This window comes from Bacterioplanoides pacificum (assembly GCF_042648445.1).
GTDB classification, from domain to species: Bacteria; Pseudomonadota; Gammaproteobacteria; order Pseudomonadales; family Oceanobacteraceae; genus Bacterioplanoides; species Bacterioplanoides pacificum.
This window is the reverse complement of record NZ_JBHRYB010000001.1, coordinates 724,737-738,384: the sequence shown is the minus strand read 5'-3', so window position 1 is coordinate 738,384 and position 13,648 is coordinate 724,737. Positions and strand designations below refer to the sequence as shown.

The following is a 13,648-nucleotide window of genomic DNA, read 5'->3' as shown; positions in this document are numbered from 1 at the left end:
CAAGAAAATGGACAATGCCGATTCGCAATTGGAAGCCGGCATTAAATCATTTCATTATTGAGTTTGAAGAGCAGTTGAGAGACTATATTTAATCAGTGCAGTTACACAGAATTATTTATAGTCTCCTGAAAACGTGTTAAACAGCTCCGCATAAGCACGCTTAAAGTTGCCGAAATACTCATATTTCCACCCTTTCCATTCATCCGGAATATAGCGGGCGTCGTTATCTTCTGGGTCCGGTAAATCCGCTTCTGAATTGGTTACCACAACCGGGGTGGCCATCTCCAGATCCTCTCCCAGCATCAGCGCAAATCCATAAGGTGATGATTCCTCACAACAGGCAGTTATTGCCGTTCTGAGATCCGCTTCAAATATTTTCTGAATTTGTTGCAGTGATTCTCTGATTTCTTCCATGGTTTTTTCCTTAATGAGTGCGCCCGCAATCATTGCGGATATCTGCCGGGCTTATTGCCAACAAAATACAAACAGGCCACTGTCTGATTCCACAGCCTGCTCTATTACCTGAATCAGTGTTTCTAAATCCTCTTCTTCGAGGCAGTCTTCATCGTAATCACCACTTGATTCCATTTCTTTAAACTTGGCCAGGTACTCTTCCAGTGATTCGTTATTTCGGTAAATAACCGCGGGTGTGCCATCGGCAGAAATCGGCAATTCAAAATCATCCGCTACGTCCCAGTCATCAAATGCGAACTCCCACATTTCCGGCAGCAGATCTTCATCCAGTTCGAATTCAACCACGGTTTTATTATCCGCCAGCTGATGACATACCGCTTCCAGCGCGGCAATCAGTTCATTGGCATCATCGCTTTCCGCGGTTTCCGGATCACGCGAGTAATTTTTTAACACCAGTTTTCTGAGTTCAGCTTGCTCCTCCGGACTGAGACTATTTATGAGCGCCACAACCTGTCGGGAATCCACTCCACTATTTAGAAATTCACTGACTTGCGCGTGTGGGCATGCATAAATATTCAGGTAATAACTCATATCTATCCTTAAACATAACTTCGGGTTAGTGCGCTACGGCTAGCACAGGGCTGTTATTATGTAGAAACGCAGTAATAGCTGCCAGCGATTTTGCCGTTAAGCCTGTGACTCATGTCGCAGCCAGAAAACATAAGCACCGATAGTCAGTTGCTGATATTAACGCCGGGTAATCAACCACAAAAAAGCCCGTTTATCTGACGATAAACGGGCTCAGGCTAACGCTTGTTAAGACGATCAGTCTTTAACGCCTTCCGGCCTGCCGCGCAGCTTCCAGGTGAGTTTCATCACCAGCACATAAAACAGCGGTACAAAGAAGATCGCCAGGAAGGTGGCCGCTAACATACCACCAATCACACCGGTACCAATCGCCTGACGGCTCATCGCACCCGCGCCACTGCTCAGCGCCAGCGGTAATACCCCAAGAATAAACGCCAGCGAGGTCATAATGATCGGCCGTAAACGCATACGCGCCGCTTCCATTGAGGCCTCTACCAGTCCTTTACCCTGCTCCACCAGAGCTTTGGCGAATTCAACGATCAGGATGGCGTTTTTCGCTGACAAACCGATGGTGGTTAACAGCCCCACCTGGAAGTACACGTCATTGCTTAAGCCACGACCGGTGGCGGCAATCAGTGCCCCCATCACCCCCAATGGTACAATCAGCATCACTGAGAAAGGTACCGACCAGCTTTCGTACAGGGCTGCCAGGCAGAGGAATACCACCAGCAGCGATAAGGCGTACAACAGCGGCGCCTGGGAACCCGACTCCCGCTCCTGGAACGACATGCCGGTCCATTCGATACCAACACCCGGCGGCAGCTTGGCGACAATTTCTTCAATTGCTTTCATCGCATCACCGGTACTCAGACCCGGCGCCGCCTGGCCCTGAATATTCATCGACGGTACACCGTTGTAACGTTCCAGCCGTGGCGAACCGTATTCCCAGCGGGTGCTGGCAAAGGCAGAGAACGGCACCATATCACCCATATTGTTACGCACATACCATTGCTGCAGATCTTCCGGCAACATACGCGACGGTGCATCGCCCTGAACATAAACTTTTTTCACCCGACCACGGTCGAGGAAGTCGTTGACGTAAGAGCCACCCCAGGCGGTACTCAGGGTTGCGTTTACATCCGATACGCTCAGCCCCAGAGACTTTACTTTTTCGTAGTCGATGTCGATGCGGAACACAGGGACATCTTCCATACCGTTTGGCCGCACCTGGCTCAGGCGTGGGTCCTGCGAAGCCATACCGAGCAGCATGTTACGCGCCTGCAGCAGTTTTTCATGGCCGATGTTATTACGATCCTGCAGCATCACATCAAAACCGGATGCGGTACCCAACTCCGGAATCGGCGGCAGGTTAATCGGGTAGATGGTGGCGTCTTTAATCTGGCTCAGCGCGCCCCAGGCACGGCCAATCACCGCACCGGCCGCCAGGCCAGGATCCTGACGCTCATCCCAGTGTTTCAGCTTCACAAAGCCAATACCCATGTTCTGACCCATACCGGCAAAACTGAAGCCTGCTGCGGTAAAGATCGATTCCACCGCCGGATCATTCATATAATGCTCACGCATTTTGTCCATCACCACCGCCGTGCGCTCCTGAGTGGCACCGGCAGGCAATTGCACCAGGTTAAGCACCAACCCCTGGTCTTCGGTCGGCAGGAAAGACGTTGGCAGCCGCACATACAAGACCGCCATCACCGCTACCATACCGAGGTAAACCAGTACCATACGGGTCGGACGTTTCAGCGTGCCGCCGACAGTGCCGACATAACCATTGGTGGCTTTGTGGAATAAGCGGTTAAACCAGCCGAAGAATCCGGCCTGTTCTTCCATTTCACCTTTGTGAGCCGGTTTCAGAATGGTGGCACACAAAGCCGGCGTCAGAATCAGCGCCACCAGTACCGACAGCAACATGGCCGATACAATGGTCAGCGAGAACTGACGGTAAATCGCACCGGTGGAGCCGCCCATAAAGGCCATTGGGACAAATACCGCCGACAGTACCAGTGCAATACCAATCAGTGCCGAGGTGATCTGACCCATCGATTTCCGCGTGGCTTCACGCGGTGGCAGACCATCTTCATCCATTACCCGTTCAACGTTTTCCACCACAACGATGGCGTCATCCACTAACAGACCAATCGCCAGCACCAGGCCAAACATGGTCAGCGTGTTGATGCTGTAACCAAACAGTGCCATCACACCAAAGGTACCCAACAGCACCACAGGCACGGCGATGGTCGGAATCAGGGTGGCACGGAAGTTACCGAGGAACAGGAACATCACCAGGAAGACCAGCACCACAGCTTCAATCAGGGTATTCACCACCTCTTCGATGGAGATTTTTACAAACGGCGTGGTGTCGTAGGGATACACCACCTTCAGATCTTCCGGGAAGAACGCCGATAACTCTTCAATTTTGGTGCGCACTGCTGCTGCGGTATCCAGCGCATTGGCACCCGGTGCCAGCTGAATAGCAATACCGGTGGCCGGGCTGCCGTTGTAATAACCCAATACCGAATAATCCTGTGCCCCGAGTTCAATACGGGCCACGTCTTTCAGCCGCACCTGAGAACCGTCGGTATTCACCTTCAGCAGGATGTCTTCAAATTCCTCGACCGACTCCAGCCGGGTCTGGGCGATGATGGTGGCATTTAACTGCTGATCGGAAATGGCGGGCAAACCACCCAGCTGACCGGCAGCAAACTGGCTGTTCTGCGCGCCTACGGCGGCTTTAACATCCAGCGGTGTCAGGCCAAAGGCATTGAGCTTTTCCGGCTCCAGCCAGATACGCATGGCGTATTGCGAACCAAACACCCGCATTTCACCAACGCCAGTGGTACGCGATAACGGATCTTTCAGATAACTGTTGGCGTAGTCGGCCAGGTCAGAGCGGGTCATCTCACCATTTTCTGATACCAGGCCCACCACCATCAGGAAGGAACTGGACGCTTTGGTAACGCTCAGACCCATACGTTTCACTTCGTCGGGTAACAGCGCTTCCGCCAGCGACAGCTTATTCTGCACCTGAACCTGAGCAATATCGGCATCAGTGCCGGGCGCAAAGGTCAGAGTAATGGTAGCGCTACCTGAGCTGCTGCTCTGGGACGACATATACAACAGGTTATCGATACCCGTCATATTCTGTTCCACCACCTGAGTGACGGTATCTTCCAAGGTTTTGGCCGAAGCCCCCGGATACATAGCGGCAATCCGCACCGACGGTGGTGCAATGGTCGGATATTGCTGAACCGGCAGCTGCAATACTGCCAGAGTGCCCGCCAACATAATGATGATGGCGATCACCCAGGCAAAAATCGGCCGGTCGATGAAAAACTTAGCCATATTTCAGGATACTCCTTAACGTTTGGCTTCTTCTGGTGTCACGGCGATCGGGTCACGGGTGCGGGCCTGTTGCAGCTTCTGAATGCCACTGATCACCACCCGCTCACCGGCCTGCAGACCAGACTGTAATAACCACTGGTTGCCAATAGCACGGGTTACCACGATATTGCGCATCTGCGCCTTGTTGTCGTCGCCCACAACCCAGGCCATGGTCTGGCCGGTGGCCTGACGCACAACCGCTTGTTGTGGTACTAAAATCGCGTCGTCAATCAGCGTACTGGGGACTTCTGCACGAACAAACATACCCGGCAGCAGCGCCGCAGCGTCGTTCTGGAACAAAGCCCGCAGGTTAATGGTGCCGGTGCCTTCATCAACGCTGACATCCGCAAACTGCAGCTTGCCGGTTTCACCAAACTGAGTGCCGTCATCCAGTGCTACCCGAACATCACGCGACAGTTCCGGGTTTTTCATTTGCAACAGCGACGCCGCCGGGCGTTTGATATCGACATACACAGGTGACAGCTGACGGATAATGGTCAGTGCGGTTGCCTGCTGAGCGGAAACCAGAGCCCCTTCGGTAATAGTGGAACGACCAATCACACCCGAAATCGGCGCGGTGATTTTGGTGTAACCCAGATTAATCTGAGCCGCACGAACGGCTGCCTGGGCCGCTTTTACCTGAGCAGCCGCCTGTTTTGCCAGCGCATCGGAATCATCCACTTCCTGAGCACTGATGGCAGATTTACGCGCCAGCTCTTTAAATCGCTTGGCTTTCAGGCGTGCGGTGTAAGCATTCGCTTCCGCCACGGCCAGATTGGCTTTGGCACTGGCTAATTCCGCTTCGTATAACGTCGGATCAATCTGATACAACTTATCGCCGGCTTTAACCGTGGCGCCTTCGCTGAAGAAACGCTGCAGAATAATGCCGCTGACCTGCGGCCGGATTTCTGCTGTACGGTAGGCGGACACCCGGGCCGGTAACGTATCGGTCAGCTCCAGACGTTCGCTGGATAACGTGACCACCCCCACTCCCGGTGGTGGCATTTGTGGACCAGCCTGTGGTCCGGCCTGCTGCTCACTGCAGCCTGAAAGTCCAGCCAGCAGGGCACCAGCGGCAGCCCATAACCTGAAACGTGAAGCAATTGTTGCCATAAGGTCCTCAATGTGTGCGATCGGCGCCGGGCACAGCGGAAACAAACGGGAGCAATCCCAGCCAGCGTCCACCGGCAACCCTGCCAGTTAAAAATCGGAAGCGTAGTTTATAACGATTTGTCAGTAAACAAGCTAGAGGAGCCTGGCGGAAAGGATTGTTTAACTATTCGGAACAATTGCTAAGACAAAAGGGACTCTACCCCTTTTTATTTAACAATATAAAAGCACAGGCATATACTGAGGTTTTTATCAGCATTCACTAAGAAGCTCGAATAATCGGGCTAAAAACCTCTGATTATTGCGTATCGCTCACTAACTCAGGACCGAATACGCCAGAATTGATACCAATATCACCATTAGCAAATCAGTACTGGTGCATGGTTTTAGTCTTCGTTAACATCCGCGCCTTAGAACTTTGTCACAATTTGATTTCAGGGAAGAAACACATGACACTGCGGCACCAGCTGGCAGGAAGCCTTTCTGCATTTCTGATTTTACTCTCACCATCCTCACATGCCGAATCCGGACGTTCAGATTACGATCTGGATAATGATGGTTTAATCGAAATTAACGACTTAGCGGACTTAGATGAAATCCGCAACAATCTCGATGGTTCATCCCTGTACGCCTCAAGCGACGGCTGCCCCGCGGAAGGCTGTAATGGCTTCGAACTAACCACCGATCTTGATTTTGACACCAATGGTGACGGCACAATCACCGAACTGGATGATTACTGGAACAGGGGTGAAGGCTGGCTGCCAATTGGCGATTCATCTAACAAATTCAGCGCAATATTTGATGGTAGCTACCACACAATAGACAACTTTCACTTTAATCGCAGTACCAGTAATGTCGGTCTGTTCGGTGAAATTGACAATGCCAAGATCCGCCGTCTTAGAGTAGATGGTTCCATTACCGGGCGTTCCGAAGTGGGACTAATTGTTGGCGAGGCTAGTAATTCCGCCCTATCGGAACTGATTGCTTATGGCGAAGCAACCGCAACGTATACTCTTGGTGGTATAGCTGGCGACATCAAAAACTCAACTCTGTTTGCTTCTGCCGCACACATTAGGTTATCAAGCAATTGGGTGGGGGCTCTTGTAGGCAGGACAGATCAGGACAGCACACTGGAAGCAGTATATGCAACAGGCAGCATCAGCCATGGCAGTGCTGGCGGTGCTGGCGGTTTTATTAATTCCGGTAGGTCCAATACCACAATCAAAAACAGCTATACCGCTGTTCACCTAGATGGTTTGAGTAAAGCGGCTATCGCCTATATTCGCGGCAGAGGCGTTAATAGCCATTGGGTAACCGATTATATTAACACCACCAGGCTCGGAGCATCTTCCAAGATCAGTAATGGCGGTGGCTTTTCTCTGGCTGAACTAACCTGCCCGACAACCGCCAATAACACAGACTGCGCAGACACCGAGCTTTACAGCGAATGGGAAACCTCAACTTATGAAGATGGCAGTCCGGTCTGGGACTTTGGCACGGGTCAGCAATTGCCTGCGTTAATCTGGAATGGAGCTATTATTCGCGATACCGACAACGACGGTATTCTTGATGAAGACGATGACTTCCCTCACAACTATGCCGCTTATAAAGATTCTGATAACGATGGCTACCCGGATTTCTGGACCGCTGGCTGTAACACTGAATGCCAGAATAGTTCAGGTTTAACGGTCGATCATCTCCCTTATAACATCGCAGCATCTTTAGACGCTGACGCTGATAATCAGCCTGAAGCCTGGAACTCAAGCTGCAACCAAACCTGTCAGCAAAATTCAGGCCTGGTTATCGATGCATCCCCGAATGACAGAAACAATAAAAATGGTTCTGACCTTACGGACAACGATGACAACGACGATGGTCAGATTGATGCCGACGCTGACAGCAACGGTCTGATTGAAATTTCTACACTAGAGCAATTCAGGGCCATCCGTTTTCAGTCTAACGGAGCTGGCCGCCGACTATCAGGATATGGCGAAATAGACAGCAGTGGCTGCCCTCTGGCGATAATCGATGGTTATCCAAAAGCGCAATGTATCGGCTATGAATTAGTGAATGATCTGGATTTTGACACTAATAATAATGGTAAGTTCGATCATGGCGACAGCTTCTGGAATGACAGCAAAGGGTTTGTAAAAATTCCTGCATTACACGGTATTTTAGAAGGCAACGGTTTTAAGATCCGCAATCTGACAATTCATTCAACCGAGCCATACGAAAACGTCGCTATTTTTGGTGAATTAAGTAATGCTGAAATCAGGAACCTTGCATTTATTAACTCCAGTGTTACTTCCACAAGAAGGAGGTATGAAGCTGCTGGCATCGCCCTCCTCGCCAACAATGCCAGTTTGCACAAAGTGCTGTTCTCGGGCTCCATAGAGATTCAATCACTCTTCCAAACCACCGTTGGCGGCATCATAGGTCATGCTAACGAAGGAGTTCGCCTGAATGAAGTTGCCTTTATCGGCAGTGTCACTTCGGATCCGTTGGCCCTAGGACGTAAGGCGGGATTAATCGGCACGGCAATATCCGACTATCAAATTACCAACAGCTTCGTCAGTGCAGTTATTACTGGTCAGTTCGCATCGGCCTTGCTGGGCGGCAATGTTAGTGGCGAGACTCCAAAGAACAGTTTTATAGAGAATTCTTATTTTTCCGGAACACTTAACGGTACTTATAATCATGCTGGCAACGGCCCCTTACTGGGGATCCCTGAAGGAACGACCACTTTTAACAATAACTATTGGGTGAAAGGCAGCCATCAGAATGATAACGGTTCAACGCTGAGCGAATTAACCTGCCCGGTAGCCGCCTCAGACACAAATTGTGCAGATACCACTCTGTACCAGGACTGGTCCGAAGAAATCTGGGATTTTGGCAACAGCAATCAAACGCCTGCGTTAACGATCGCCGGAGAACAGTACCGCGATAGTGATGGCGATGGCGTCGACGACGCTTCTGATAACTGGCCACTGCTTTATGCGGCTCACGAAGATGCAGATCAGGACGGTTACCCCGATAGCTGGAGTCCACATTGTGATAGCGAGTGTGTTGCTAATTCTGGCCTGCAGTTGGATGGCTTCCCGCAACATCAGGAAATCTGGAGTGACTCTGACCTGGATGGCATGCCAGAGCTGTGTGATGCAAGCTGTGCAGCAACACTGGAAGGTACTGGTATTAGCCCGGACCCTTATGCTAATGACGTTGACAACGACGGAATACCAGACGCAGAAGATGAGGATACCAATGGCGTTTTGAACGCTGATAGCAATGGTAATGGCTTAATTGATATCCGTACCCTGGCCGATCTGGATGCGATGCGCTTCCAGTTAGAGGGTGCTGCAAAAGTGGTTAGTGAAACAGCTGATCCGGATAGTACTGGCTGTCCGATAATGATTCATAACGGTCAGAACGTTCGTCGTTGCCAAGGTTACGAATTAGTTGCTGATCTGGATTTTGATAGCAATGGTGATGGTGCTGTTTCTGAACTGGATGACTACTGGAATGACGGTAAAGGCTGGTCTCCGATTGGAAACGAAGCGTTCGAGCGTTTCAGATGTGAGTTTTCCGGCAATGGCCACCGTATCGATAATTTATACATAAACAATGACGAATATGCCTGGCGTGAACTCTACGGTTTGTTTAGCAAACTGGAAGACGCACGCATTCATAATCTGATTATTACCGGGCGTATTTTAAATTCAGGTCATCACGCCGGACTGCTTGCTGGTAATATGAAAACCTCAACCATTAATAATATTGTTGCCAGTGGTGAAGTATATTCCGAGAGCGATACGGTTGGCCTGATAGCCGGCGTCTCAGTAAATTCTTCCATTAACAATGTTATGGCGTTTGGCCAGGCAAAATCGGATACATCCTATACTGGCGGGATTATAGGAAGAGCAATTGAAAGCACCATCAGTAATTCCTATAGCTTGGTACTAACCCCCGATGGTAAGAATCCTGTTGCGCCTGCTGGCAATTTGTATACATCTATTGTGAATTCGATTTACTGGCAGAATACGTCCATTTCTGTCGATATTCCTGTGAGCTACGATGATACAGCAATTAATATCGGTTCATTTTCTCTGCGGCAATTACAGTGTCCGATTCAGGCAGAAACCTCTGTAAATAGCAGTGCTTGTCATGATAATGAAGATGTCATTCTGTTCTCTGGCTGGGATGCCAGTCAGTGGGACTTTGGCACCAACCAGCAGCTTCCGGCGTTAAAAGTAGGTGATAATTTTTATCGCGACAGTGATGGCGACGGAGTTATAGATACCAATGACGAAAAGCCTTATGACTTTGACAATGACTCGGTCAACGATCTGAGTGATGGCTACCCATTCATCTCTATTGGCGCACTGACTGATGCCGACCAAGATGGTATTCCTGATGACTGTGACCCTTCTTGTATTGCACTGGGCATGACAGCTGACGAAGATGATGATAACGATTTGATTCCGGATGAGTCTGATGGATATCCGAACGTAGCTATTGGCGATTACCCTGATAATGACAAAGATGGCCGCCCGGATAGTTGTGATACAAACTGTCAGGCAACAGGGATGGCAGCAGACCCGGACGATGATAATGATGGTATCGACGACATTAATGACGACTTTCCACTAATCGCTGCTGCTTCCATCGATGCTGATCATGATGGTCTCCCGGATAAATGGGCGGATGGCTGTGATTTCCAATGTCAGTCTGATTCTGGCTTGTCTCTGGATACTCAACTGAGTGATACCGATAACGATGGTGTTATTAATTCGGAGGATCCGGATAACGAAGCAGACAATGGCAAGCCTACAATCATTGCTGTTGGACCAACCATGTACACACCGGTCAATAATGAAGACGGTTCTGCCTATATTGCTTCTGCGCAGGATATTGATCGTATGTTGTCGCAATTATCTGCCAGCGACGTTGTTGATACTTCCGATAAAATCAGATTCCGGGCATATCTGAATGGCACAGAATTGGTTGAAAATACCGAAGCTGAAGTGATCATTCCGGCAGGTAAGCAAATTATCTCCTGGGTTGCAGAAGACAGTTCCGGGAACCGCAGTGATGCCATGGAGCAGCAGGTTAATATCTATCCTCAGATTAAATTTTCCTTTAATTCATCATTAATTGGCGAGCCGGATACTGCCAAGATTGCGCTGCAACTAACCGGACCATCACCAGAATACCCGGTTGATATTCCGGTTAAAGTGGTTATTGCTGATTCAACCGCATCCCAGGATGACGTTAATGAATCATTTGATATTACCAAAATTCATATGGTTCGTATTGAACGTGGGAGTGCTGAAACTCCACCAACCACAGCAAGCATTGCTGTACCCGTTTTACAGGAGTTTGCTGATGAACAGGATGAAACTCTGATCCTGAATATCGTTGCCAAACCTGCCAGCAAAGCTCCACGTTATTTCAGCTACGCTCTGCCTGAAGATGGTCGTCGTCATACCCTCACTATTGTTGATATGAAAGATACTGATCGCGACGGCTTACCAGATGAATGTGATGTTGACTGTTTAAATGCCGGCAAAACAGCAGACGATGACGATGATGGTGATTCAGTCATTGATAGTGAAGATCGCTTTCCACTAATCGCTGCTGCTTCCATCGATGCTGATCATGATGGTCTTCCGGATAAATGGGCGGATAGCTGTGATTTCCAATGTCAGTCTGATTCTGGCTTGTCTCTGGATACTCAACTGAATGATACCGATAACGATGGTGTTATTAATTCGGAGGATCCGGATAACGAAGCAGACAATGGCAAGCCTACAATCATTGCTGTTGGACCAACCATGTACACACCGGTCAATAACGAAGACGGTTCTGCCTACATTGCTTCTGCGCAGGATATTGATCGTATGTTGTCGCAATTATCTGCCAGCGACGTTGTTGATACTTCCGATAAAATCAGATTCCGAGCATATCTGAATGGCACAGAATTAGTTGAAAATACCGAAGCTGAAGTGATCATTCCGGCAGGTAAGCAAATTATCTCCTGGGTTGCAGAAGACAGTTCCGGGAACCGCAGTGATGCCATGGAGCAGCAGGTTAATATCTATCCTCAGATTAAATTTTCCTTTAATTCATCATTAATTGGCGAGCCGGATACTGCCAAGATTGCGCTGCAACTAACCGGACCATCACCAGAATATCCGGTTGATATTCCGGTTAAAGTCGTTATTGCTGATTCAACCGCATCCCAGGATGACGTTAATGAATCATTTGATATTACCGATACTCATGTGGTTCGTATTGAACGTGGGAATGCTGAAACTCCACCAACCACAGCAAGCATTGCTGTACCCGTTTTACAGGAGTTTGCTGATGAACAGGATGAAACTCTGATCCTGAATATCGCTGCCAAACCTGCCAGCAAAGCTCCAGATGATTTCAGCTACACTCTGCCTGAAGATGGCCGTCGTCATACCCTCACTATTGTTGATATGAAAGATACTGATCGCGACGGCTTACCGGATGAATGTGATGTTGACTGTTTAAATGCCGGCAAAACAGCAGACGATGACGATGACAATGACGGGATTACCGATGTACTGGATGGTTACCCAATCGTAGCCATTGGTAACCATGCTGACTTCGATGGCGACGGTCGTCCGGATACATGTGACAATACCTGTCAGGCAAGCGGCATGATGGCGGACCCTGACGATGATAACGATGGTATTAATGACGTTGATGATGCATTCAGATTAAATGCTGCAGCATCTATTGACGTTGATAAAGATGGCTTACCAGATAGCTGGAACTCAGCTTGCAGTTCCAGCTGCCGTACAGGTTCAGGCCTGATGCTTGATGCTCAGTTAAACGATACCGATAACGATGGCGTTAAAAACGATATCGATACAGACAATAATACTGACAACGGTAAGCCAACGTTAGTTTCTGTCGCCCCTGTCTGGTACAGCCCGGTTAATAATGAAGATGGCACGGCCCATATATTGAGCGCAGCCAATCTTAATCTGATGACAGGCCAACTGGTTGCAACAGATATTGTTGATACTGCTTCAGCGATAAGATATCAGGGTATTTTAAATGGCTCTGCATTGGATCTGACGGGCAATACAAACGTTGAAATTCCGGTTGGTTTGCAAACGATTAGTTGGTACGCCATTGATGGTGCAGGCAACCGCAGTGTCGCCAAAGAGCAGAAGGTTTACATCTATCCAGAAGTTCGTTTCAGCCTTGCGCAAAGTCAGAGCACTGAAAATGTAAACGCGGAAATTCAGATCGAATTGTCAGGTATTTCACCGGAATACCCGGTCGAAGTCCCTGTGAAATTAAATCTGGATAACTCGACAACTTCCGCGCTGGATCTTGCGCCTGAATTTGAAGCAACGGCAATTCACACTGTTGTTATTGAGTTAGGAGATGGCGAAGCGGCTAATACTACAGGTAATCTGCAGATTCCGATTCTGGAGGATAATATTTCAGAACAGGATGAAACCCTGCAAATTCAAATTGCCAGCAAACCAAACAGCCAGGGTGGCAACCAGTTTGGCTATGCTCTGCCTGACGATGGCCGGACTCATCTGCTGACCATTACTGAGATGAACCTGCCACCAGCGGTAACCTTGGTGTTAAGACAAGGCGGTGAAATTATCAGTGAAGTGAAACAAGATGCAGGCTTGGTCACTCTGACCGCTGTAGTTACCGACCCCAATATTCAGGATCAGCATGTTCTGGCGTGGGATCTGAACGATTTGGGTCTTGCCGCTCAAGCGGGAGAAACCGTCACCGTTAATCCACAAGGGTTACCTGTGCAGGAATATAAGGTTGTCGTAACGGCTACCGACAATGCAACGCCCCCCCTGTCTGCTCAGGCTGAAATCAGCTTTGAGGTAAAAGCAGCGACGACCGAACCAACGCCTGGAGATGGATCAGGCAGTGATAACGGCTCTGATGGTGACAACTCTGGCTCAGAATCGTCTGGCGGAGGCGGCGGTGCAATACACCTCTGGTACCTGATGATGTTATTTATCGGGGTTTATGGCTTACGCCGCAGACCTCAATAATTAAAGTATCCGACAAACAAAAAGCCGTGGCAGCTAATTCAAGGCTGCCACGGCTTTTTTATTATCAA

Annotated in this window: 5 protein-coding genes; 1 reads left to right on the top strand and 4 read right to left on the bottom strand. The window is 49.3% G+C overall.

Features of this window, described 5'->3' with window-relative positions; translation table 11 throughout:
* Positions 1-111 precede the first annotated feature (111 nt).
* From ACFOMG_RS03315 to ACFOMG_RS03300, 4 genes are all read right to left on the bottom strand, one after another.
* Complete coding sequence (locus ACFOMG_RS03315) at positions 112-447, bottom strand: hypothetical protein (protein WP_376864787.1); 336 nt, start codon at positions 445-447, stop codon at positions 112-114.
* An 18-nt stretch (positions 448-465) separates the two neighbouring features.
* A complete protein-coding gene (locus ACFOMG_RS03310) occupies positions 466-867 on the bottom strand; it encodes a hypothetical protein (protein ID WP_376864786.1) in 402 nt (133 codons plus the stop codon).
* Positions 868-1,239: 372 nt separating this feature from the next.
* Complete coding sequence (locus ACFOMG_RS03305) at positions 1,240-4,362, bottom strand: efflux RND transporter permease subunit (protein WP_376864785.1); 3,123 nt, start codon at positions 4,360-4,362, stop codon at positions 1,240-1,242.
* Positions 4,363-4,377: 15 nt separating this feature from the next.
* On the bottom strand, positions 4,378-5,514 hold the full coding sequence (locus ACFOMG_RS03300; protein ID WP_376864784.1) for an efflux RND transporter periplasmic adaptor subunit: 1,137 nt from the start codon (positions 5,512-5,514) through the stop codon (positions 4,378-4,380).
* Positions 5,515-5,960: 446 nt separating this feature from the next.
* On the opposite strand from ACFOMG_RS03300, the gene ACFOMG_RS03295 reads away from it, so the two are divergent.
* On the top strand, positions 5,961-13,580 hold the full coding sequence (locus ACFOMG_RS03295) for a hypothetical protein (RefSeq protein WP_376864783.1): 7,620 nt from the start codon (positions 5,961-5,963) through the stop codon (positions 13,578-13,580).
* The last annotated feature ends 68 nt before the right edge of the window (positions 13,581-13,648 follow it).